This window comes from Corynebacterium sp., assembly GCF_012838985.1.
Classification (GTDB): Bacteria; Actinomycetota; Actinomycetes; order Mycobacteriales; family Mycobacteriaceae; genus Corynebacterium.
Genome location: NZ_DUOE01000069.1, coordinates 1 through 22792 on the forward strand (window position 1 = coordinate 1; position 22792 = coordinate 22792).

A 22792-nucleotide genomic window follows, 5' to 3' on the forward strand; every position below is an offset into this window, starting at 1 on the left:
CCCGCGGCCCCGCCTCCGCCCGCGCGCCCCGGGAGGAACCCGCCCCCGTCGGCGTTCTCGGGCGGGCCCGCCGTCATCTCGGCGTGTATCTCGTCCCCTCCCTCGTGGTGGTCCTCGGGATCATCGCGGTGGCGCTCACGGGCCTTCTTGTGACTCGCACCACACTCGCGGCGCTGCCCGCCACCATCGCCCAGCTGTGGCTGATCATCAACCTCGTTCCGGTCACTGCGGACGGCATCGTCCTCGGTGTCCTTCCGTTGCTGCCGACCATCGGACTCATCGCGCTCATCGCCCGCCGTATCCATGTGGCGGTGCGTGACCGGGTGAGCATCGCCGATCTCCTCGTCATCGCGGTCGGTGTCCTCCTCGTCCCCCTGGGCCTCACCCTCATCGCTGCGGCCATGATGTGGGACGCCGGACGCGTCTTCGACGTCGGCCCGCCCCCGCTCGGACACGCGGTGGCCCGCACGCTGCTCGTCCATGCCCTCGCCCTGGCGCTGGGCATGGGGGGACGTCTGTGGCGGGCGCTGTTGCGTCGTTACGGTGCCCCCGAGTGGCTTGCCGACGCCGCCGCGACCGCCGTCCGCATCCTCCTCCTCTGGGCGGGGGCGGCGCTGGTGCTGGTGCTGGTGCTGCTCGTGGCCGGCTGGTCACGCCAGGCGGAGCTGCTCTCCGTGTATGACAGTGGTGCCGGTTACGTGGGCACCGCACTGATCTCCCTGCTCTACCTGCCGAACGCCGCCCTGGCCGCCGCGACGGTGATGCTGGGCTCGGAGTTCCACATCGGAGCCTCCTCTCTCTCCCTCTACGCCATCGACCTGACGGTCCTGCCGCCGATGCCGCTGTTCGCGCTCATCCCGGGATGGGCCCACCAGTGGTCGATCCTGCTGCTGCTGGTCACGTCGATGGCGGTGGCCTACGTCCTCGGCAGCGTGCGTTTCACCGTGGTGCAGACCCTGGCCACGGCCGTGATCGTGGCGCTGCTCGTACTGGTGGCCTCCTACCTCACCACGGGGCAGGTCGGTCACCTCGGCGTCGCGGGCCCGATGGCCTGGCTCACCGCGGGCCTCGCCTTCGCCTGGACCGCCGGTATCGGTGTGGCGGCGGCGCTCGTCGGCAAGCTGGCGGACCGTCGGACAGCCGCGGCCGCCCCGGAGGAGGACCTCCCGGAGGAGGATCCGGAGCTGCCGGAGGATGAGGAACCCGAGATCCTCGAGGGGGAGGTCGTCGACGACGAACCTGAGGAAGAAGAGGAGGAGACGGAAGAAGAGGAGGAGCCTGTTGTAGAGGAGGACGACGCCGAGGAAGCCGCAGAGGATACAGAGGCCACAGAGGCCGGAGAAGCGGAGGAAACGGACGATTCGGAAACTTCCTCTACCCCGGTTGCCCCGGAAGAGGGCGAGAACACCGAAGATCCGGGTTCCAGGGACTAGGATCGGACGGGTGACTTCCACCCTCGATCCAGTTAATGTCGTCGTGCTCGTTTCCGGTAGTGGCACCCTGCTGCAGTCCATCCTGGACAATCAGGACAGCCACTACCGTGTGTCGCTCGTGATCGCCGATGTGCCGTGCGCGGCACTGGAGCGCGCGGAGGCGGCAGGTGTCGGGACACGGGTCGTGGAACTCGGTGAGGACCGTGCCGCCTGGAATGTCACGCTCGCCGACGTCATCGAGGAGGGGAACCCGGGGATCATCGTGTCCGCCGGGTTCATGAAGATTCTCGGTGCCGGCGTTCTCGACCGCTTCGGCGGCCGCATCATCAACACCCACCCGGCGCTGCTGCCGTCCTTCCCGGGGGCGCACGCCGTCCGGGATGCGCTCGCCCACGGGGTGAAGGTCACCGGTTCCACCGTCCATTACATCGACGCGGGCGTGGACACGGGCCCGATCATCGCCCAGCAGGCGGTCGAGGTGGAACCCGATGACACCGAAAGCTCCCTCCACGAGCGCATCAAGAAGGTCGAACGCCAGCTCATCGTGTCGGTGCTGCGGTCGGCAACCATCGACGAGACCACCAGGAAGGTTGAGTTCATCCATGAGTGATGATCGCAAGGTAATCAAGCGCGCGCTGATCAGCGTGTACGACAAGACCGGGCTTGAGGGCCTGGCACAGTCGCTGCACGACGCCGGTGTGGAGATCGTCTCCACCGGCTCCACCGCAGCGAAGATCGCTGACCAGGGCATCCCGGTCACCCCCGTCGAGAAGCTCACGGGTTTCCCGGAATGCCTCGAGGGTCGTGTCAAGACCCTCCACCCGAAGGTCCACGCCGGCATCCTCGCCGACACCCGCAAGGACGACCACCTCGCCCAGCTTGATGATCTCGGAGTTGAGCCCTTCCAGCTCGTCGTGGTCAACCTCTACCCGTTCACCGAGACCGTCGCGTCCGGCGCCGACTTCGACGCCTGCGTCGAGCAGATCGACATCGGCGGCCCGTCGATGGTCCGTGCCTCCGCGAAGAACCACCCGTCCGTCGCCGTGGTCGTCGACCCGGCCCGCTACGACGACGTCGCCGCCGCCCTCAAGGACGGCGGCTTCACCCGCGCTGAGCGCACCCGCCTGGCTCTCGACGCCTTCCGCCACACCGCGGCCTACGACGTCGCCGTCGCCACCTGGCTCGGCGAGCAGGCCGAGGCCGCTGAGTCCACCGACGGCCAGGTCGAGTTCCCGGCCTGGATCGGTGCCTCCCACGAGCTCACCACCACCCTGCGCTACGGCGAGAACCCGCACCAGGCGGCCGCCCTCTACGCCGACAAGGGTGCCGGCGGGCTGGCCAACGCCGAGCAGCTGCACGGCAAGGAGATGAGCTACAACAACTACCAGGACGCCGACGCCGCCTGGCGTGCGGCCTGGGACCACGAGCGTGCCTGCGTGGCCATCATCAAGCACGCCAACCCGTGCGGCATCGCCGTGTCTGACACCTCCATCGCCGACGCCCACCGTCGCGCCCACGCCTGCGACCCGATGTCCGCCTTCGGTGGCGTCATCGCCGCGAACCGTGAGATCACCGTCGCCATGGCCGAGCAGGTCGCCGACATCTTCACCGAGGTCATCATCGCCCCGTCCTACGCCGACGGCGCCATCGAGGTCCTCGCCCGCAAGAAGAACATCCGTGTCCTCCAGGCGGAGCCGCTGAGCCGCGCCGGCCTCGAGGTCAAGGAGATTTCCGGCGGCGTCCTCGTCCAGGAGCGCGACACCCTCCAGGCCGAGGGCGACACCGCCGCCAACTGGACCCTCGCCGCCGGCGAGCCGGTCTCCGACCTGGTGCTGGCCGACCTGCAGTTCGCCTGGACCGCGGTCCGTGCCGTCAAGTCCAACGCCATCCTCATCTCCCGTGACTCCGCCACCGTGGGCGTGGGCATGGGCCAGGTCAACCGCGTCGACTCCGCCAAGCTGGCCGTTGAGCGCGCCAACACCCTCGCCGGTGATGTCGAGCGCACCCAGGGTGCCGTCGCCGCCTCCGACGCGTTCTTCCCGTTCGCGGACGGCTTCGAGGTGCTTGCCGACGCCGGCGTCAAGGCCGTCGTCCAGCCCGGCGGTTCCATCCGTGACGACGAGGTCATCGCCGCCGCCGAGAAGGCCGGCGTGTCCATGTACTTCACCGGAGCGCGCCACTTCGCGCACTAGTCGACGTCAAGACGGCGGAAAGCCGCTCCGACGGATAATCCGTCGGGGCGGCCTCCTGTTTTTCAGAGCAGAGTCCACCGGACCCGGAGACCGGGAACACACGCGTGTTGTGTGATGTGATGCCCGGTGGCCTTCCTGCAACCCTCTCAAAGGGGGGCGAAACCACGGCTCACCACGGCGGACTGTGCCACGATGAAGGCAGGGACTTCGCCTCGCTGAGCAGGCGGGAAAGGCTGGCAGTGATGACCACACCGACGAACCCCGGCGACTGGGAGCCGGAGAAGCCGACGCAGTATTTTCCTCCGCAGCAGCCTCCTCAACAGGTGGAGTACAGGCAGTATGTCCACCCGGAGGTGGCGGCGCAGACCAGGAGGAATCCCTTCTGGATGATTCTCTCCCTGCTGTTGCTCGTGGCGCTGGCTGTCCTGGCCACGACGGGTTACTTCCTCGGGTGGTTCACCGTCGCCGGGGGAGGCGGTGGACCGGTGACGTCCACGTACACCAGCACCGTCCGGGTCCCGGCGCAGACCCCGCAGGACGCTCCGTCCCCGGTGCCGGCGGGCGCCCTCCCGGCGAATGAGGCGGCGCGCACCAACGCGCCCACCGGTGACTTCAACAGTGTCTGGCGGGGCACGGAGGTCACCAGTGAGCCCTTCGCGCTGGCGGTGCGGGACGTGTTCGTGAACAACTACCTCGCGACGAAACGCACCGAGGACACCATCTCCGTGTACAGCCCGGTGACCTGGCAGACCTACGACATGACCTGCCGGGACAACGGCTCGTACATCACGTGCCGGGGTGGCGAGAACGCGGTCGTCTACATCGCCTGACGGGGCGTCAGCGCGTGACGGTGGCCTGCGCGAGGCGGTCCGTGGCGCTGCGCTGGTCGGGCAGGTAGAGGAATGACAGGGCGATGAAGCACTCGACCAGCAGGAGCGGGTGCTCGAAGAGCGCCGCGAGGAGCAGGGCGGGCAGGATCCACAGGTTGCGGGCCACGGCCCGCACGGGGAGTTTCCCGGGCCGGTGTTCGACGCGCAGGCCGAGGAGGGCCTTGCCCGGTGTCGGCACGCGGAGGCTCTCGGCGGCGATCTTGAGCACGGCCAGGACCACCAGTCCCAGCGCCCACCAGGACCAGCCGAGCCAGTTGTCCAGCGCCCAGCCGGCGAGCGCGGCCAGCGCCATGTCCACGCCCCATGCCATCGCACGGCGTGGGGAGACGTGGTCGACGGGGTCGGCCATGCGGCGGGGCGCGTTGGGGTCGATGACGTAGGCGCCGGCGAGCAGGTCGGCCACGGAGCGGCGGTCGGGGCCGAGGATGATGGAGAACGCCACCACGGCGACCGCCGCCCACACGGTGGTGACCATGTCGCCGAGCAGGATGGACAGGGGAATCGCCCACAGCCAGCTGTTACGCAGTATCGACTGCGGCAGGCGCAGCAGGCGGGGCGCGCCGGGGAATTTCACGCGGCTGCCGGTGAGCCATTTACCGGGGCTGGCACCCCAGACCGTCTCGGCGAGGATACGGATGTTGGCGGTGGTGAGCAGGGCCGCGATGGTGAACTTGTCGGGGTCCAGCGGGTCCGTGACCAGTGTCTGCACGCCGAGTCCGAGGAGGAGGACGACCGTCAGGTCGATGAAGGTGGCGGCACCGCGGATGAACAGACCGGCCGGGGCCGGTGCGGGGCGGGGTGCTGGCGTCTCCATGTCACTGATGCTACATACTTGTTCCATGTCAACGATTGCGTTTGGTCCATCCCTCCTTTTCGCTCCGGCGCATCGTGGGGATCTGATCCCCAAGGCGTTCACCAGGGCTGACACGGTGATCGTGGACCTGGAGGACGGTGCCGGCACCGGCGAGCGTGCGGACATGTACGCCACGGTGCGTGCTGCGGAGCTGGATCTCGGCCGGACCATCCTGCGCACGATCGGTCCGGAGTCCCCGCATTTCCTTGACGACGTTGCCCTGGCCCGTGAGCTGGACATCCGCACCGTCATGGTCCCCAAGGTGGGTGCCGCCCTGGCGGAGGGTCTGGAGGGGCTGGACGTCATCGCCATGATCGAGACTCCGCAGGCGCTGGTCCACATCGCCGCCATCGCGGGACACCCGCAGGTGGTGGGTCTGTTCTGGGGTGCGGAGGACCTGATCACGCTTCTGGGTGGGACGCATTCGCGGCGGCAGGCGGATGAGGCGGGCGCGGGGGAGTACCGCGACGTCATCCGGCACGCCCGTTCGCAGGTGCTCGTGCACGCGGCGGCTGCGGGGAAGTTCGCCGTCGACGCGATCCACGCTGATTTCCGTGATGAGGCGGGGCAGTTCGCGGAGGCTCTCGACGCCGCACGTTCCGGTTTCCTCGGCACCGCGTGCATCCACCCGATGCAGGTGGAGACCGTGCGGCGGGCGTTCGTCCCCGAGGCGGAGCAGGTGGAGTGGGCGCGGGCCGTCGTCGCCGGGGCGGGTCAGCACCAGGGTGCCTTCCAGATCGACGGGGTCATGATCGACGCCCCGCTGGTCGCCCAGGCCGAGAGAATCCTCTCCCGCTGCCCCTGACATCCGCCCCGGAATCGGGTGGCGACACCGGCATTCATCCCCACATGTGCATTAATGAGGGGTATGACCAGGAATGATCAATCCGATTCCGGCGAGCCGGACAGCTGGGATCTCCCCAATCCCTGGGATGAGGCCCCAGCCCCAGCCCCGACCCCGACCAGGGACACCTCCGGTGAGCGGCCTCAGCCCACGCGTACGGAATGGCCGACCGATTCCTTCCCCGCCGTCCATCCGTCGCCGGCTCCCGCGCCTGCTCCAGCTCCCGCGCCTGCACCCGTGTTCGTGCCGGTCGCCCATCCCGCACCCCGGTCGGGCTCCCGCGCGCTGTGGATCCTGCCCGTGATCCTGCTGTTCGCGCTGCTCGGCATCGGCGCCTTCGGATGGACGCAGGGCTGGTTCGCCGCTCTCACGGGTGGTTCCGGCAGCCCCTCACCGATCGTGGTGACCAGCACCCACGTCGTCCCCGCAGCGCCGGAGGCCCCGCAGCAGACGCAGGTCGCTGTCCCTGCCCCTGTCCCTGTCCCCGCGGGCGCGTCCCCGGTCAGTGGCGCCGCCCGTACCGGCGGGGAGGCGGGACGCTTCATGAAGGTCTACACCGGCACCGACGTCACCAGCGCGCCTTTCGCGGAGGCGGTGGCCAGTGAGTTCCGGCGTGTCCACGTCCCGGGCGCGGGTCCGGACACCGTCCTCACCGCCTGGAGTCCGGTCACCGGTCAGAGTTACCGTATGACCTGCTCGGACAACGGTTCCTACGTCACCTGCCGGGGCGGCAACAACGCGGTGGTCTACATCCAGTGAGGCACCGGAAGAGCGTCCTGGCGGGACTGTGCATGACGGGTCTCGCGGTGACCTCCTGCACCATCGGCGAGGTCGGGGAGGTCGGGGACACCACGGAGAGCACCACCAGCACCCACGTGGTCACCTCCACCGCCCAGGCGTCGGCAAGCACTGAGGTGCAGCTGCAGGAACTTGTCGACGCTGCCGTGGCCACCTTCGGCGGTGGCGCCGCCCTCGCCGTCGCGGACGGCGCCGTCGTCAGTGCGGGGGAGGTCGGTGGGGCGCCGGTGGCGTGGTCGACCATCAAGGTCCCCATCGCGGTGGCCGCCCTGCGTGAGGATCCGGCACTCGGGCCGCTCGTCGGCCAGGCGATCCAGGCCTCCGACAACGCGGCGGCGGAGCAGCTGTGGGCCTCGCTCGGGGAACCGACCCGGGCGGCGGCCGCGGTGGAGTCGGTGCTGGCCGAGGCCGGGACGCCGGTCGAGGTCTCCCACGAGCACACGCGCCCCGGGTTCAGCAGTTTCGGTCAGACGGCGTGGGCGCTGGACACGCAGGCCCGTTTCGCCGCGCAGCTGCCGTGTCTGACGGGAGCCGGCGAGGTGCTGGCGGACATGGGGATGATCGAGCAGCGCTACGGACTGGGCCAGTTGGAGGGTGCGCGTTTCAAGGGCGGCTGGGGGCCGGAGCCGGACGGGCGTTACACCGTCCGTCAGTTCGGCCTGGTCCCGGGCGCGGCGGAAGGGGCGGGCGAGGTGGCCGTCAGCCTGTGGGTGATGCCCGCCTCGGGGACGTATGAGGACGCCCAGGCGATGTCGAATCTGCTGGCCACCGGTCTGGGGCCCGTGCTGGGGAGTGTCTCCGCGAACGCATGTGGGTGACCTGCTCCGCCCGCGGATCAAGTAGATTGTCATGAGGTCGGACCATCCGGGTCCGGCTGACAGCAGGAACGGGAGGCCCGGGAGTGGCGACCGCACGGGAAATGGCCAAGGCGAAACGGCGGCAGGAGATCCTCGCCGCCGCTGCGACGATCATGGCGGAGAAGGGTTTCCACCAGACCCGACTGGGGGACGTCGGTGCTGCGGTGGGTATCTCGGGGCCGGGTCTCTACCGGCACTTCGACAGCAAGGAGGCCCTGCTGGCGGACATCCTCACGGAGATCTCCATCCGCCTCGTGGACGGGGCGCGGGATGCGTTCCTGCGTAATGAGCTCACGGCGGAGTCGGATCCGAGGGCCGTGATCAATGAACTCATCGCGATGCACGTCGAGGTCGCGGTGACCGAGGCGGACCTCATCCGTGTGCAGGGACGTGAGATCGAGAACCTGGAGGAGAGCGTCCGGGAGAAGGTCAAGTCGCTGCAGCGTACCTATCTGGGGCTGTGGGCCGATGCGCTGCAGCGGGCCCGTCCGGACATGGACCGTGCGACCGCCCGCATCCGGGTCCAGCTGGTGGCCGGTCTGGTGAACTCCGCACGCTACGTTCTGCACTGGGCGGACCTGGATGAGCTCCGGAAGGACGTCACGAAGATGGCCCTGGCGGCTTTTTTCGTGGAGTGACACGGGGGGATCCCCCCGCGGCACTGTGAGCCCCGTCACCGCAGGTGGCGGGGTTTTTGTGATTCAGGAAACACTTTGGCCGGGGGTGATGTGGGCGACGTTGGCGGGGGCACGTGTTGTGGGCCACATTTCTGCGATGTACTGTCTCGAAACATAGTTAATCACCGTTAACTGAAATCCTCACAGACACCGCTTCGATCCCACGGAGAACCCATGACCGCAACAGAGACCAACCGCGAAAGGCACGAGTCCCTCGTCGCCGATCTGCGCGGAGTGCTGGCCCGGACCGCCGAAGGAGGCAACGAGAAGGCCCGCGAGCGCCACATCAGCCGCGGAAAGCTGCTCGCCCGCCAGCGCATCGTCGAGCTGCTCGACCCGGGCAGCCCCTTCCTCGAGGTGGCCCCGCTGGCCGCCCACGACATGTACGGCGGCCAGGTCTCCGCAGCCGGCGTCGTCGCCGGCATCGGACTGGTCCACGGACGTCGCTGCATGGTCGTCGCCAACGACGCCACCGTCTCCGGCGGCACCTACTACCCGATGACCGTCAAGAAGCACCTCCGCGCCCAGGAGATCGCCAACGACAACCGTCTGCCCTGCATCTACCTGGTCGACTCCGGCGGCGCCATGCTGCTCAACCAGGACGAGGTCTTCCCGGACCGCGACCACTTCGGCCGTATCTTCTACAACCAGGCCAACATGTCCGCCAAGGGCATCCCGCAGATCGCCGCGGTCCTCGGCTCCTGCACCGCCGGCGGCGCCTACGTCCCGGCCATGAGTGACGAGGCCGTCATCGTCAAGGAGCAGGGCACCATCTTCCTGGCCGGCCCGCCGCTCGTGAAGGCCGCCACCGGCGAGGACGTCACCCCCGAGGACCTCGGAGGCGGTGACCTCCACTCCAAGGTCTCCGGCGTCACCGACCACCTGGCCCTCGACGACGCGGACGCCCTGCACCGTGTCCGCGCGATCGTCGACACGCTCCCGCTGGACCCGGCCCCGAACTGGGAGGTCCGCGACACCGTCGAGCCGCTGCGCCCGCAGACCGACCTCTACGACATCGTCCCCGCCGACTCCAAGGTCCCCTACGACGTGCGCGAGGTCATCGAGGTGCTTGTCGACGGCAGCGAGTACACCGAGTTCAAGGAGGAGTTCGGCACCACGCTGATCACCGCCTTCGCCCGGATCCACGGTCACCCGGTCGGCATCATCGCCAACAACGGTGTCCTGTTCGCCGAGTCCGCCCAGAAGGGCGCGCACTTCATCGAGCTGTGCGACCAGCGCGGCATCCCGCTGCTCTTCCTCCAGAACACCACCGGCTTCATGGTCGGCCGCGAGTACGAGTCGGGCGGCATCGCCAAGCACGGCGCGAAGATGGTCAACGCCGTCGCCACCACCCGCGTCCCGAAGTTCACCGTCGTCATCGGCGGCGCCTTCGGAGCCGGCAACTACTCCATGTGCGGCCGCGCCTACTCCCCGCGCTTCCTGTGGATGTGGCCCAACGCCCGCATCGCCGTCATGGGTGGCCCGCAGGCCGCGATGACCCTGTCCACCGTCCGCCGCAACCAGATCGAGCGCTCCGGCGGCGAGTGGTCCGCCGAGGAGCAGGAGCAGTTCGAGGCCCCGATCCGCGAGAAGTTCGAGGACGAGTCCCACCCGTACTACTCCTCGGCCCGCCTCTGGGACGACGGCGTCATCGACCCGGCCGACACCCGCCGCATGCTCGGCCTCGCCCTCGAGACCGCCTCCGGCGCCCCCCTTGACGACACCGCCTTCGGCATCTTCCGCATGTAGGAGAACGACAACAATGACTACCCACAACATTCACACGGTGCTCGTCGCCAACCGCGGGGAGATCGCCTGCCGCATCATCCGCACCCTCAAGGACCAGGGAGTCCGCTCCGTCGCCGTCTACTCCGACGCCGACGCAGATGCCCCGCACGTCCGCGACGCCGACATCGCCGTCCACATCGGTGCCTCCCCGGCCCGCGAGTCCTACCTGGTCATCGACAAGATCATCGACGCGGCCCGCCGCACCGGCGCCAACGCCATCCACCCGGGCTACGGCTTCCTCGCCGAGAACTCCACCTTCGCCCAGGCCTGCGCCGACAACGGCATCATCTTCATGGGTCCGCCGGCCTCCGCCATCGAGACCATGGGTGACAAGATCTCCGCCCGCGCCGCCGTCGAGGCCCGCGACGTCCCGACCGTCCCCGGCATCTCCCGCCCGGGCCTGACGGACGAGGAGATCATCGCCGCCGCCCCCGAGATCGGCTTCCCGGTCCTCATCAAGCCCTCCGCCGGCGGCGGAGGAAAGGGCATGCACCGCATCGAGGACCCCGCCGACCTCCCGGAGGCACTGGTCACCGCGCGTCGCGAAGCGGCCAGCGCCTTCGGCGACGACGCCCTGTTCCTCGAGCACTTCGTGGACACCCCGCGTCACATCGAGGTCCAGATCCTCGCCGACGCCCACGGCAACGTCATCCACCTCGGTGAGCGCGAGTGCTCCCTGCAGCGCCGCCACCAGAAGGTCATCGAGGAGGCCCCCAGCCCGCTCCTCGACGCCGCCACCCGCGACGCCATCGGCCAGGCCGCCTGCGACGCCGCCCGCTCCGTCGGCTACATCGGCGCCGGCACCGTGGAGTTCATCGTCCCCGCCGCCCGCCCGGACGACTTCTACTTCATGGAGATGAACACCCGCCTCCAGGTCGAGCACCCCGTCACCGAGATGGTCACCGGACACGACCTCGTCGCCCTCCAACTGGCGATCGCCCGCGGCGAGGAGCTGCCGATCCGCCAGGAGGACATCACCCTGACCGGCCACTCCTTCGAGGCCCGCATCTACGCCGAGGACCCGGCCAACGGCTTCCTGCCGACCGGCGGCCGCATCGCCAGCGTCGTCGAGCCGACCGGCCCGGGAGTGCGCGTCGACTCCGGCATCACCGACGGCTCGGAGATCTCCTCCCTGTACGACCCGATGCTGATGAAGGTCATCGTCCACGGCGCCGACCGCGCCGAGGCCCTCAGCCGCCTCGACCGCGCCCTGGCCAACACCGTCGTCGCCGGCGTCGGAGTCAACACCGACTTCTGCCGCTTCCTCATCAACGTCCCCGAGGTCGTCGCCGGCGATCTGCACACCGGGCTGCTCGACGAGGTGGTCGACGACTACCGCGTCTCCGACGTCCCGGACGACGCCCTCGTCGCCTCCGCCATGGTGTGGCTCGCCCAGCGCTGGCCGGACCAGCCCGGCTCCGCCTGGGCCATCCCGGACGGCTGGCGCCCCGGCCTCCCGGCCGAGCAGCGCGTCCGCTTCGCCTGGGACGGCGGCTCCAGCCTCATCTCCCTGCGTGGCACCCCGGCCTCCGCCGAGGTCACCGTCCACGACGCGGTCGCCGGCCTCACCTCCGAGGACGAGGCCGCCCGGGCGGAGCCCCGCACCGTGTCGACCACCGTGCACCGCGACGGCGACTCCTGGCGCGTCACCGTCGACGGCCTCACCCGCCACTGGCAGATCGACACCATCGGCAACGGCTCCACCCCCGAGACGGTCGTCTCCTCCGACGAGGGCACCTGGGTGCTGCGTCAGGAGCACGTCGCCCGCTCCCGGGCCGACGAGGACACCGACGGCGACGGCACCCTGGCCTCCCCGATGCCGGGCACCGTCATCGCCCTGTCCACCGCACCGGGCACCCGGGTCTCCGCCGGAGACGCGGTCCTCGTGGTCGAGGCCATGAAGATGGAGCACGTCCTCCGTGCCGCGCATGACGGAATCGTCGCCTACCACTGCTCGGCGGGCGACCAGGTCCCCGCCGGCAAGGCCCTCGCCAGCGTCGCCGCCGACGACTGACCCCCTGACTTTCCCCCGAAAAACACTCAAGCAAAGGAATCCCATCATGTCTGACATCAACATCACCGACCTGCCCGAGGAGTACCGCGAGCTGCAGAACGTGGTCCGCGAGTTCGCCAACGAGGTCGTCGACCCGGTCTCCGCACAGCACGACCGCGACCACACCTTCCCCTACGAGGTCGTGTCCGGCATGGCCGAGATGGGCCTGTTCGGACTGCCCTTCCCGGAGGAGTACGGCGGCATGGGCGGTGACTACCTCTCCTTCGGCATCGCCCTCGAGGAGCTGGCCCGCGTCGACCAGTCCGTCGCCATCACCCTGGAGGCCGGCGTCGGTCTGGGTGCCATGCCGATCTTCCACTTCGGCAATGAGGAGCAGAAGCAGCAGTGGCTCCCGGACCTCACCGCCGGCACGAAGCTCGCCAGCTTCGGCCTGACCGAGCCGGGCGCCGGTTCCGACGCCGGTGCCACCCGCACCACCGCGCGTGAGGACGGCGGCGACTTCATCATCAACGGCTCCAAGCAGTTCATCACGAACTCCGGCACCGACATCACCTCGCTGTGCACCGTCACCGCCGTCACCGGTGAGAAGGACGGCCGCAAGGAGATCTCCACGATCATCGTCCCGAACGACACCCCGGGCTTCACCGTCGAGCCCGCCTACGACAAGGTCGGCTGGAACGCCTCCGACACCCACCCGCTGACCTTCACCGACGTCCGCGTCCCCCAGGAGAACCTGCTCGGTGAGCGCGGCCGCGGCTTCGCCAACTTCCTGTCCATCCTCGCGGAGGGCCGCGTCGCCATCGCCGCCCTGGCCACCGGCGCCGCGCAGGGGTGCGTCGACGAGTCCGTGAAGTACGCCAAGGAGCGCACCTCCATGGGCAAGCCGATCTCCGATTTCCAGGCCATCTCCTTCAAGATCGCCCGCATGGAGGCCCGCGTCCACGCCGCCCGCCTCGCCTGGATGGCCGCCGCCGCACTCATGGTCAAGGGCCTGGACTTCCGCAAGGAGGCCTACATCGCCAAGCTCATCTCCTCCGAGGCCGCGATGGACAACGCCCGCGACGCCACCCAGATCCACGGCGGCTACGGCTTCATGAACGAGTACCGCGTCGCCCGCCACTACCGCGACTCCAAGATCCTCGAGATCGGTGAGGGCACCTCCGAGGTGCAGCTCATGCTGATCGCCCGCGAGCTGGGACTGTAAGGAGCAGACACCATGACCGACACCGCCGTGATCACCCGCTCCATCGAGCAGCGGGGCCTGTGGTTCGAGGAGTACGAGGAGGGTGTGCGTTACCTCCACCGCCCCGGCCGCACCGTCACCGAGGCCGACGACGTCGTCTTCACCACACTCACCATGAACACCCAGCCGCTGCACCTCGACGCCCACTGGTCGTCCGGTCAGCCCGGGTTCGACGGCCAGCGACTGGTCAACTCCATGTGGACCCTGTCCACGGTGGTCGGCCTGTCCGTCTCCCAGCTCACCCTCGGCACCATCGTCGCCAACCTGGGCTTCACCGAGGTCGCCTTCCCGGCCCCGATGTTCCACGGTGACACCCTCTACGCCGAGACGGTCTGCACCGGCAAGCGACTGTCCAAGTCGCGTCCCGGCCAGGGGATCGTCGAGCTGGAGCACATCGGCCGTAACCAGCACGGCGATGTCGTCTGCCGCGCAGTCCGCTCCACCATGGTCCGCTGCCGCCCCGAAGGAGAAGAGTAGATGAGCACCTGGATCCCCGCCGGCCCGGCACTGCTGTTCGCCCCGGCCGACCGCCCCGAGTTCTTCGCCAAGGCCGCCGACCGCGCCGACCTGGTCATCATCGACCTGGAGGACGGCTGCCGCCCCGCCAACCGGGAGAGCGCCCGTGAGGGCATCCGCCTGGCCACGCTCGACCCCTCCCGCGTCATCATCCGCGTGAACCCGGCCGGCACCTCCGACCACGTCGCAGACCTCGCGGCCGTGGCCGGGAGCCCCTTCCGCCAGATCATGCTCTCCAAGACCGAGGGTGCGGCGGACGTCGCGTCCGTCACCCGGGTGCTTCCCGACGCCGCCGTCATCGCCCTCGTCGAGACCCCGCTCGGTGTCCTCCGGGCGGAGGAGATCGCCGCGGCCGAGGGCGTGGTCGCCCTCTTCTGGGGAGCGGAGGACCTCGTCGCCGGCCTCGGCGGCACCACCTCCCGCTTCGCCGACACCACCTACCGTGACGTCCCCCGCTTCGCCCGGGCACAGGTGCAGCTCGCCGCCGCCGCCCACGGCAAGGCCTCCCTCGACTCCGTCCACGTGGACATCGGGGACATTGACGGCCTCCGCGCGGAGGCCGAGGACGCCGCCGCACTCGGCTACGTCGGCACCTGCTGCATCCACCCCTCCCAGGTGTCCGTCATCCGTGAGTCCTACCGACCCACCGATGAGGACCTCGACTTCGCCCGGCAGCTCCTCGCCGCCGCCGAGCACAACGACGGAGCCTTCAGCTTCAACGGCCGCATGGTCGACGCCCCACTTTTCCGCCAGGCCCAGGCCATCGTCCAGCGCGCCGAATCCTGAAATCAGAAAGAAGAAGCAGACATGACCACCAACGTTCTCTCCACCCTCTCCTCCCACTCGACCATCTCCACCCCCTACGGCTCCATCGTCGTCGACGAGGACGGCAACAAGCTCTCCCACGTCATCGGCTGCACCATCGACCAGGGCGCCGCCCCGCTGCGCGAGGACACCCTGGGCCAGATGCTGCGCGCGATCGTCGAGAAGTACCCCAACCGTGAGGCCGTCGTCGACGTCTACGCCGACAAGACCTACACCTACGAGCAGTTCTACAACACCGTCCTCCGCCTGGCGTCCGCCTTCATCCGCCACGGCTACCGCAAGGGCGACCGCATCGGCATCTGGTCCACCAACCGCTGGGAGTGGCTCGTCGTCCAGTGGGCCTGCCACCACCTGGGCCTCATCCTGGTGAACATCAACCCGGCCTACCGTCAGAGCGAGCTCAACTACGTCCTGGCCAAGGTCGGCGTGAAGATGATCTTCGCGGCCCCGCGCTTCAAGGACTCCGACTACCGCACCATGCTCAACGAGGCCCGCAAGCAGCGCGGCGTCAAGCTGAAGAACATCATCTACTTCGGCTCCACCGACTGGTACGACGCCATCCACGGCGAGATCGACGACCTCTCCGAGTACACCCGCGACCTGGACAACAACGACCCCGTCAACATCCAGTTCACCTCCGGCACCACCGGCTTCCCCAAGGGTGCGACCCTGACGCACCGCAACATCCTCAACAACGGCTTCTTCGTGGGCGAGAACCTCGGCTACACCGAGGAGGACCGCGTGTGCACCCCGGTGCCGTTCTTCCACACCTTCGGCATGGTCATGGGCGTCATCGCCACCTTCACCCACGGTGCCTGCATGATCATCCCGGGCCCGACCTTCAAGTCCCGGGAGACCCTCAAGGCGGTCCACTCCGCGCGGGCGACCTCCCTCTACGGCGTGCCCACCATGTTCATCACCGAGCTGGAGGAGGCCAACGACCACATCGACTACGGCAGCCCCTACGACCTGTCGACCCTGCGCACCGGCATCATGGCCGGCACCTCCTGCCCGTCGAAGACGATGCGCAACGTCATGAACCACTTCAACATGGAGGGCATCTCCATCTGCTACGGCATGACCGAGACCTCCCCGGTCTCCTTCCAGACGCGTGCCGACGCCCCCCTGGACAAGCGCGTCAACACCGTCGGCCAGATCATGCCGCACCTCGAGTGCAAGATCGTCGACGAGGACACCGGTGAGACCCTCCCGATCGGCGCCAAGGGCGAGATCCTCGTCCGCGGCTACTCCGTGATGAAGGGCTACTGGGACCACGAGGAGAAGACCGGCGAGGCACTCACCCCGGACGGCTGGATGCAGACCGGCGACCTCGGCGAGATCGACGAGGACGGCTACCTCGCCGTCACCGGCCGCCTCAAGGACATGCTCATCCGCGGCGGCGAGAACGTCTACCCGCGTGAGATCGAGGAGTTCCTCTTCACCCACCCGGACATCGTCGACGCCCAGGTCATCGGCGTCCCGGACGAGCGTTACGGTGAGGAGATCATGGCGTGGGTCATCCTGCACGAGGGTGTGGAGGACCTCACCGCCGAGCAGGTCGCCGAGTTCGCACACGGCAAGCTGGCCCGCCACAAGGTCCCGCGCTACGTCGCCGTCGTCGACGAGTACCCGATGACCGTCTCCGGCAAGGTCCGCAAGGTCGCACTGCGCGAGATGGCTCCGAAGGTTCTGGGGTGGCTCTGATGGGAATCGACAAGCGAAGGGACGACGTCCGCGAACTCATCGCGGAGCACGTCAAGGACGGCATGACCCTCGCCGTCGGTGGATTCGGACTCTGCGGCGTCCCGTACGTCCTCATCGAGGCACTGCGTGACGTCGGCCGGAAGAACCTCACCATCGTCAGCAACAACATGGGCATCGACGGCCAGGGCCTCGGCATCCTCCTCGAGAACAACCAGGTCAGCAAGGTGTGCGCCAGCTACGTCGGTGAGAACCGCGAGTTCGCCCGCCAGTACCTCGCCGGTGAGCTCGAGGTCGAGTTCAACCCCCAGGGCACCCTCGCCGAGCGGCTCCGCGCCGGCGGCGCAGGAATCCCCGCCTTCTTCACCGCCACCGGTGTGGGCACCCTCGTCGCCGAGGGCAAGCCGACGAAGAACTTCGACGGCCGCACCTACGTCATGGAGCGGGGCATCGTCGCCGACGTCGGCCTGGTCCACGCCTGGCAGGGCGACATCAGCGGCAACCTCGTCTACCGCGCCACCGCCCGCAACTTCAACCCGCTGTGCGCCGAGTCCGGCCTGGTCACCATCGCCCAGTGCGAGGAGATCCTGCCCCTCGGCGGCATCGAGCCGGCGCACGTGACCACCCCGGGTGTCCACGTCGACCACATCGTCGCCGCGGACGACCGCGAGAAGCCGATCGAGCAGCGGACCACCCGCCCGCGTGCGACCGTCGGAAAGGAGATCTGACATGACCACCACCACAGTGACCACCAAGGGCTGGACCCGCGACCAGATGGCCGCCGAGGCAGCCAAGGAACTCAACGACGGTGACTACGTCAACCTCGGCATCGGCATCCCGACGCTGGTGGCCAACAACCTCCCGGAGGGCGTCAACGTCATCCTCCAGTCGGAGAACGGCATCCTCGGCATGGGCCCCTTCCCCTACGAGGGGGAGGAGGACGCCGACCTCATCAACGCCGGCAAGCAGACCGTCACCCTCATCCCCGGTGCCTCCATCTTCGACTCCGCCACCAGCTTCGGCATGATCCGCGGCGGCAAGGTGAAGATGGCCGTCCTCGGCGCCATGGAGGTCTCCCAGTCCGGCGACCTGGCCAACTGGATGATCCCCGGCAAGATGGTCAAGGGCATGGGCGGCGCGATGGACCTCGTCGCCGGCACCCCGCGCGTCCTGGTGCTCACCGAGCACGTCACCCGCGACGGCCAGCCCAAGCTGAAGAAGCAGTGCGACCTGCCGCTCACCGGTATCGGCGTCGTCGACCGCATCATCACCGACATGGGGAGCTTCGACGTCGCCGAAGACCACCTCATCCTGCGGAAGATCGCCCCCGGCGTGACCCTCCGTGACATCGAAGAGAACACCGACGCGAACTACGTCGTCGAGCTGGAAGAAATGGAATAACCCCACCATGAGCAACCTCACCCCCCACGCCGATGACGTCGTCATCCTCGCCGGAGCACGCACCCCCCAGGGCAAGCTCCTCGGTTCCCTCGCCTCCCTCAGCGCCGTCGACCTCGGTGCCCACGCCGTCCGCCACGCCGTCGAGCGCGCCGGGATCAGCCCCTCCGACGTGGACCACGTGATCATGGGCCAGGTCCTCCAGGCCGGCGCCGGCCAGAACCCGGCCCGCCAGACCGCCCTCAAGGCCGGCCTCGATCCGCGCGTCGTCGCCGAGACCGTCAACAAGGTCTGCCTCTCCGGCCTCGACGCCGTCATCCGCGCCGCCCGTCTCATCCGCCTCGGTGACGCCGACGTCGTCGTCGCCGGTGGCCAGGAGTCCATGACCAACGCGGCCCACGTCGTCCGCGGTGCCCGCCAGGGCCGTGCCTTCGGTGCCATGGAGATGGCCGACACCTCCGAGCTCGACGGCCTCACCGACGCCGCCGACGGTGTCTCGATGGGCGTGCTCACCGAGGGACCGCTGGCCTCCATGAACATCTCCCGCGAGGAGCAGGACGAGGTCGCCGCCGCCTCCCACCAGCGCGCCGCCGCCGCCCAGGAGGCCGGTGTCTTCGACTCCGAGATCGCCCCCATCTCCATCCCGCAGCGCAAGGGTGACCCGGTCGTCGTCACCGCTGACGAGGGCATCCGCGCCAACACCACCACCGAGTCCCTCTCCGGCCTGCGCCCCGCCTTCACCCGTGACGGCTCCATCACCGCGGGCAACGCGTCCCCGATCTCCGACGGCGCGGCAGCCGTCGTCCTCACCCGCCGCTCCTGGGCGGAGGAACACGGCCTCGACTACCTCGCGGTCGTCGGCGCCGCCGGCCAGACCGGTGGCCCGGACAACTCCCTGCACTCCCAGCCCTCCGACTCCCTCAAGGCCGCGCTCGACCGCGCCGGCTGGGAGGCCGGTGACCTGGACTTCGTCGAGATCAACGAGGCTTTCGGCGCCGTCGCCGTCCAGTCCCTGCGCGACCTCGACTACCCGGCCGAGCAGTGCAACATCTACGGCGGTGCCATCGCCCTCGGACACCCGATCGGTGCCTCCGGTGCCCGCCTGGTCCTCACCGCGGCGCAGGAGCTCGACCGTCGTGGCGCCGGCAAGGCAGGCGTGAGCCTGTGCGGCGGCGGTGGCCAGGGCGACGCCCTGCTGCTGTACCGGAACTAGGGCAGGGGAGAGCATGAGCAACCACCTCTTCACCCGCACCGGCGACATCACCTTCCAACCCACCCGCCACGCGGAGGGCGCCTGGTCCCCGGAGGACTACCACTTCAGTTCCCTCGCCGGTCTGATGATCAACGAGATCGAGCGCACCCGTCCCCACAAGGAGCTCGTCCTCAGCCGCGTCTCCTATGACATCCTCGGTCGCCTCCCGTTCGCGGAGGTGGAGGTGATCGTCGAGACGCTGCGCCCCGGCCGCACCATCGAACTCGTCCAGGCGACCGCCACCATCGGCGGCCGCAGCGTGATCAAGGCCCGCGCCTGGTACCTCGCCACCTCGGACACCACCGAGGTCGAGGCCGTCAGCGCCGAGCCGCTCACCTCCCCGGACGAATGCCCCGAGCGGGACCTCACCGAGCTGTGGGCCGGCGGATTCATCCGCCAGCTGGAGGCCCGGCAGGCGATGGAGAGGAAGCCGGGTCGCGGAGCCTCCTGGCTCCGTACCCCGAACGTGCTCGTGGAGGGTGAGGAACCCATCGAGGTCGCCCAGTACTTCACCAACATCGACGTCGCCAACGGCATCAACCCGCAGCAGGGCCCCGAGGAGTGGGCCTACCCGAACGTCGACCTCACCGTCCATCTCTTCCGTCAACCCACCGGCCCGTGGACCGGCCTGGACACCACCGTCACGTGGGGTCCCGAGGGCATCGGCCTGACCAGCTCCGTCCTCCACGACATCCACGGCCCCGTCGGCCGTGCCGAGCAGAGCCTCACGCTCCGCCGACTCTGATCCACAGGTAGCAGGGCCCCTTCCTCCGGGAAGGGGCCCTTTTGCATGCTTATCGACGCCCGCCGGCACCCCGGGGAGTGCGCAGCTGCGCACTCTGGGCTCCGTTCTGGGGAGCAGGGGCGGTGGCATCCACAACTGCGGATTGAAAGAACGCCGTTGGTGCCCGGAGAGTGCGCAGCTGCGCACTAAAAGTGCCGATGGAACAGGTGTTTCTTTGGGCATTCTCTCCGGGCGGCGTGGGAGTGGAAGAGTTAACGGCGGCATGCTTATCGACGCCTGCTGGCGATCAAGGAGTGCGCAGCTGCGCACTCTGCGCTCCGCTTTAGGGGGCAGGGAGGTGGCGTCGATGGCTGCGGATTGAGAACCTCGCCGGGGCCCGGGGAGTGCGCAGCTGCGCACTAAAAGTATCCGGTGAACAGGTGCTGGAGAGACCACGATTGTTTGGCTATCGACGCTCGCTGGCACCCTGAAGAGTGCGCAGCTGCGCACTAAAACCACCCGGTGAGCAGGTGCTTCGTTGGGTGGAACGAGATTCGGAGAAGACACCCCGCTCTGTGCTTCGACGCCCACCAGTCCCCGGGGGAGTGCGCAGCTGCGCACTCCGAACGGTCCCGTGCAGTGGCCACGAGGAGCACATCCACGTCACCGGGAGGCTTTGATCTGTCCGGGAATCATCACTTCCTGCGGGTGCTCCGCGGCGGGGCTGTCCCGGAGCTCTCGAAGAGGTCGACCATCTGTGCCACGGAGAGGTCGGAGGGCAGCGTGGTCGGCTGCACGCCTGTGCGTCCGGCCCACTGGTGGGCCGCCTGGCGGGAGGGGAGGACTCGCTGGCGGGTGATGATCTCCACGATGCCGCGGCCCCGGCCCGTGTAGATGGAGTGCACCATGCCCTGGAACGCCTTCCTCTTCTTCGTCGGCACCAGGGGACGGTGTCGTCGTCGGATGTGCAGGACACCGCCGTCCACGCTGGGGCGGGGAGTGAAGGCGGCCCGGGGGACGCGTTCGCCGAGCTCGAACTCGAACCAGGGTGCCCACTGGGCGGTCATCATGGTGGAGGCGCCCACCCCGGCGCGTCGTCGGGCGACCTCCCACTGCATGAGCAGGATGGCGTCGGTCCAGGCGGGGGCGTGCAGCAGCCGCCGCAGAATCGCCGTGGTGATGTGGAAGGGGATGTTGCCCACGATGACATGGGGGTGCGCGGGCAGGTGGTGGCGCAGGAAGTCGTCGTTGATGATCGTGACGGTGCCCGTGGGCGGGAGGTTACGCCGCAGCGACTCAGCCAGCCGGGGATCGATCTCCACGGCGGTGAGGGGTCGTCCCGTGTGGGAGAGCGGGTGGGTGAGGGCGCCGTCGCCCGGACCGATTTCAACGATGGGGCCGGTGGTGTCGGCGATCCGTCCGAGGAGGGAGTTGATGACGCGGGGGTCGGTGAGGAAGTTCTGGCCGTGCTCGTGACGGCCGTGTGAGTATGCAGACAAGGGATGCTCCGAGAAAGAGAGTTCTGGAGCCGGGCACGCGAAAAGGACCGCCCGGCTCATGGACCGGAGCGGCGACCATTACTGGAGGGCCAGCCGCTGTCAGCGGTGGCGGCGCAACCGCAGGGAGGCGGTTCCCAAAATCAACATGTCCCGGAGGTTATCATCCCGGACGGCGGGGCGTCGAGAAGCACCGGAGGAGTGCGCAGCTGCGCACTCCCGGCAATGAGAAAACGCACCCCGCGCGACGGTGGGGTGCGTTTTCTGCAGCACAGAAAGTTGTGTGGGTTATCTCGTGGTGACCTCCCCGAAAAGTCCGGCGACAGGGGAAATCAGGAGGGGGCGGGCGGCGAACCACGCGCCGGCGGTCACCGCGATGGCGACCAGGAGGACGATCAGGCCGGTCCAGTCCCCGGCGTACACGTCGGGATCAACGGAGCCGCGGGCTGCGAACATGTGGTTCAGGTTCCGCAGGGCGCCGGTGAGGAACACCAGCAGCACGTGCATGAAGATGAAGGCCACGAAGTACAGCATCACCGGGAAGTGGACGGCGCGGGCGATCTCGGCCGGGTAGAGGGAGTTGAGCTTCTGGTTGTTCTTCGGCCAGACGGAGCTCATGCGCAGGCCGGTGATGATCGCCAGCGGTGCGGCGATGAACACGGTGACGAAGTACGCCAGTTCCTGCAGTCCGTTGTAGTGGACCCAGCCGTTCTCGGTCGGCCAGTCGAAGGAGAGGTACTGGATGCCCGCGGACAGGGCGTTCGGGAAGACCTCCCAGCTGGTGGGGACGATGCGCATCCACTGGCCCGTCGTGAAGAGGAGCACGAAGAAGACGGCACCGTTGATGACCCAGAGCAGGTCGAGGGCCTGGTGGAACCAGATGGTGAGGCTGATCTTGCCGCCCCTGCCGCTGCGTGCGGTGAAGTAGGCGGGTGGGCGCCGCTCGCCGCGGATCTGCAGACCGGAGCGGATGATCAGGACCATGAGGAACACGTTGAAGAAGTGCGACCAGGCCAGCCACGCCGGCACACCGACCGGTGCCGACTCCGGCATCGGTGCCGCACCCGGGTAGCGCTCGACGAACGCGGAACCGGTGTCGCTGCCGAGGAACCAGCGCGCGATGAACATCACGATGACACCGAGCGCCACCAGCGCACCCGCGCCCAGCAGCCACTGGACCAGGGTGAACCGCCCGTAGCGCTTCGCCTCCGGCTTCGGCGCCGCATGGGACGTGGGCTTGTCGACGCCCGCCGTCTTCTGCGCCGCCGCCGCTGCCGGGACAGCTGCCGGG

General features: G+C 68.7%; 21 protein-coding genes. 18 read left to right on the forward strand and 3 right to left on the reverse strand.

The genetic code is table 11. The features are described 5' to 3' along the window. The 4 genes from GXZ33_RS04090 to GXZ33_RS04105 form a co-directional block, all read left to right on the forward strand. Positions 1–1433, forward strand: a 1433-nt coding sequence (locus GXZ33_RS04090; protein WP_291339590.1) for a DUF6350 family protein, incomplete at its 5' end; no start/stop codon positions are given. A gap of 10 nt (positions 1434–1443) precedes the next feature. Next, positions 1444–2043: a phosphoribosylglycinamide formyltransferase gene (gene purN / locus GXZ33_RS04095; protein WP_291339592.1), complete on the forward strand. Its 600-nt coding sequence runs from the start codon at positions 1444–1446 to the stop codon at positions 2041–2043. Continuing rightward, positions 2036–3625, forward strand: coding sequence for a bifunctional phosphoribosylaminoimidazolecarboxamide formyltransferase/IMP cyclohydrolase (purH, locus tag GXZ33_RS04100; RefSeq protein ID WP_291339594.1), 1590 nt, complete (start codon positions 2036–2038; stop codon positions 3623–3625). Before purN ends, purH begins: the two co-directional genes overlap by 8 nt. 242 nt (positions 3626–3867) lie before the next feature. Next, the gene (locus tag GXZ33_RS04105; RefSeq protein ID WP_291339595.1) at positions 3868–4455 is read left to right on the forward strand and encodes a hypothetical protein; all 588 of its coding nucleotides are present in this window, start codon (positions 3868–3870) and stop codon (positions 4453–4455) included. A gap of 7 nt (positions 4456–4462) precedes the next feature. Here GXZ33_RS04105 and GXZ33_RS04110 read toward each other — a convergent pair whose 3' ends face one another. Beyond that, on the reverse strand, positions 4463–5329 hold the full coding sequence (locus GXZ33_RS04110) for an RDD family protein (protein WP_291339597.1): 867 nt from the start codon (positions 5327–5329) through the stop codon (positions 4463–4465). 25 nt (positions 5330–5354) lie between these two features. On the opposite strand from GXZ33_RS04110, the gene GXZ33_RS04115 reads away from it, so the two are divergent. The 14 genes from GXZ33_RS04115 to GXZ33_RS04180 all read left to right on the forward strand — a co-directional run bounded on the left by GXZ33_RS04115 (position 5355) and on the right by GXZ33_RS04180 (position 20026). Beyond that, positions 5355–6173 (forward strand): CoA ester lyase, encoded by an 819-nt coding sequence (locus tag GXZ33_RS04115; RefSeq protein WP_291339598.1) that lies wholly within the window; start codon positions 5355–5357, stop codon positions 6171–6173. Between the two features lie 282 nt (positions 6174–6455). Continuing rightward, positions 6456–6971 (forward strand): hypothetical protein, encoded by a 516-nt coding sequence (locus tag GXZ33_RS04120; protein ID WP_291339599.1) that lies wholly within the window; start codon positions 6456–6458, stop codon positions 6969–6971. Then, positions 6968–7828 carry a hypothetical protein gene (locus GXZ33_RS04125; protein WP_291339601.1) on the forward strand — a complete coding sequence of 287 codons (861 nt, stop codon included), beginning with the start codon at positions 6968–6970 and terminating at the stop codon, positions 7826–7828. Before GXZ33_RS04120 ends, GXZ33_RS04125 begins: the two co-directional genes overlap by 4 nt. Positions 7829–7929: 101 nt before the next feature. Continuing rightward, positions 7930–8505 carry a TetR/AcrR family transcriptional regulator gene (locus tag GXZ33_RS04130; RefSeq protein WP_291339602.1) on the forward strand — a complete coding sequence of 192 codons (576 nt, stop codon included), beginning with the start codon at positions 7930–7932 and terminating at the stop codon, positions 8503–8505. 213 nt (positions 8506–8718) lie between these two features. Next, positions 8719–10293 carry a carboxyl transferase domain-containing protein gene (locus tag GXZ33_RS04135; RefSeq protein WP_291339603.1) on the forward strand — a complete coding sequence of 525 codons (1575 nt, stop codon included), beginning with the start codon at positions 8719–8721 and terminating at the stop codon, positions 10291–10293. Between the two features lie 13 nt (positions 10294–10306). Further along, complete coding sequence (locus GXZ33_RS04140; RefSeq protein WP_291339604.1) at positions 10307–12346, forward strand: biotin carboxylase N-terminal domain-containing protein; 2040 nt, start codon at positions 10307–10309, stop codon at positions 12344–12346. A gap of 46 nt (positions 12347–12392) precedes the next feature. Then, on the forward strand, positions 12393–13550 hold the full coding sequence (locus tag GXZ33_RS04145) for an acyl-CoA dehydrogenase family protein (protein ID WP_291339605.1): 1158 nt from the start codon (positions 12393–12395) through the stop codon (positions 13548–13550). Between the two features lie 12 nt (positions 13551–13562). Next, positions 13563–14066, forward strand: a complete 504-nt coding sequence (locus tag GXZ33_RS04150; protein ID WP_291339606.1) for a MaoC family dehydratase — start codon at positions 13563–13565, stop codon at positions 14064–14066. After that, positions 14067–14891 carry a CoA ester lyase gene (locus tag GXZ33_RS04155; protein WP_291339608.1) on the forward strand — a complete coding sequence of 275 codons (825 nt, stop codon included), beginning with the start codon at positions 14067–14069 and terminating at the stop codon, positions 14889–14891. It abuts the gene before it with no gap. 21 nt (positions 14892–14912) lie between these two features. Next, positions 14913–16634: an AMP-binding protein gene (locus tag GXZ33_RS04160; protein ID WP_291339610.1), complete on the forward strand. Its 1722-nt coding sequence runs from the start codon at positions 14913–14915 to the stop codon at positions 16632–16634. Next, positions 16634–17359 carry a CoA transferase subunit A gene (locus GXZ33_RS04165; protein WP_291339620.1) on the forward strand — a complete coding sequence of 242 codons (726 nt, stop codon included), beginning with the start codon at positions 16634–16636 and terminating at the stop codon, positions 17357–17359. Before GXZ33_RS04160 ends, GXZ33_RS04165 begins: the two co-directional genes overlap by 1 nt. Position 17360: 1 nt before the next feature. Then, entirely contained in the window at positions 17361–18032 is a 672-nt protein-coding gene (locus GXZ33_RS04170) for a CoA transferase subunit B (protein WP_291339612.1), read from the forward strand. Between the two features lie 7 nt (positions 18033–18039). Beyond that, positions 18040–19242 carry an acetyl-CoA C-acetyltransferase gene (locus GXZ33_RS04175; RefSeq protein ID WP_291339614.1) on the forward strand — a complete coding sequence of 401 codons (1203 nt, stop codon included), beginning with the start codon at positions 18040–18042 and terminating at the stop codon, positions 19240–19242. A 13-nt stretch (positions 19243–19255) separates the two neighbouring features. Next, positions 19256–20026, forward strand: a complete 771-nt coding sequence (locus tag GXZ33_RS04180; RefSeq protein ID WP_291339616.1) for a thioesterase family protein — start codon at positions 19256–19258, stop codon at positions 20024–20026. A gap of 674 nt (positions 20027–20700) precedes the next feature. Here the strand turns inward: GXZ33_RS04180 and erm are convergent. Together erm and GXZ33_RS04190 are read right to left on the reverse strand one after the other, a co-directional pair. Beyond that, positions 20701–21504 carry a 23S ribosomal RNA methyltransferase Erm gene (gene erm / locus GXZ33_RS04185; protein ID WP_291339618.1) on the reverse strand — a complete coding sequence of 268 codons (804 nt, stop codon included), beginning with the start codon at positions 21502–21504 and terminating at the stop codon, positions 20701–20703. A 285-nt stretch (positions 21505–21789) separates the two neighbouring features. Beyond that, the coding region (locus GXZ33_RS04190) for a cytochrome b/b6 domain-containing protein (protein WP_363236888.1) at positions 21790–22792 on the reverse strand (1003 nt) is incomplete at its 5' end.

Coding starts and splice junctions, on each gene's coding strand:
- purH (WP_291339594.1), top strand. CDS start 2,036: ATGAGTGATGATCGCAAGGTAATCAAGCGCGCGCTGATCAGCGTGTAC.
- GXZ33_RS04105 (WP_291339595.1), top strand. CDS start 3,868: ATGACCACACCGACGAACCCCGGCGACTGGGAGCCGGAGAAGCCGACG.
- GXZ33_RS04110 (WP_291339597.1), bottom strand. CDS start 5,329: ATGGAGACGCCAGCACCCCGCCCCGCACCGGCCCCGGCCGGTCTGTTC.
- GXZ33_RS04115 (WP_291339598.1), top strand. CDS start 5,355: ATGTCAACGATTGCGTTTGGTCCATCCCTCCTTTTCGCTCCGGCGCAT.
- GXZ33_RS04130 (WP_291339602.1), top strand. CDS start 7,930: ATGGCCAAGGCGAAACGGCGGCAGGAGATCCTCGCCGCCGCTGCGACG.
- GXZ33_RS04135 (WP_291339603.1), top strand. CDS start 8,719: ATGACCGCAACAGAGACCAACCGCGAAAGGCACGAGTCCCTCGTCGCC.
- GXZ33_RS04140 (WP_291339604.1), top strand. CDS start 10,307: ATGACTACCCACAACATTCACACGGTGCTCGTCGCCAACCGCGGGGAG.
- GXZ33_RS04145 (WP_291339605.1), top strand. CDS start 12,393: ATGTCTGACATCAACATCACCGACCTGCCCGAGGAGTACCGCGAGCTG.
- GXZ33_RS04150 (WP_291339606.1), top strand. CDS start 13,563: ATGACCGACACCGCCGTGATCACCCGCTCCATCGAGCAGCGGGGCCTG.
- GXZ33_RS04155 (WP_291339608.1), top strand. CDS start 14,067: ATGAGCACCTGGATCCCCGCCGGCCCGGCACTGCTGTTCGCCCCGGCC.
- GXZ33_RS04160 (WP_291339610.1), top strand. CDS start 14,913: ATGACCACCAACGTTCTCTCCACCCTCTCCTCCCACTCGACCATCTCC.
- GXZ33_RS04165 (WP_291339620.1), top strand. CDS start 16,634: ATGGGAATCGACAAGCGAAGGGACGACGTCCGCGAACTCATCGCGGAG.
- GXZ33_RS04170 (WP_291339612.1), top strand. CDS start 17,361: ATGACCACCACCACAGTGACCACCAAGGGCTGGACCCGCGACCAGATG.
- GXZ33_RS04175 (WP_291339614.1), top strand. CDS start 18,040: ATGAGCAACCTCACCCCCCACGCCGATGACGTCGTCATCCTCGCCGGA.
- GXZ33_RS04180 (WP_291339616.1), top strand. CDS start 19,256: ATGAGCAACCACCTCTTCACCCGCACCGGCGACATCACCTTCCAACCC.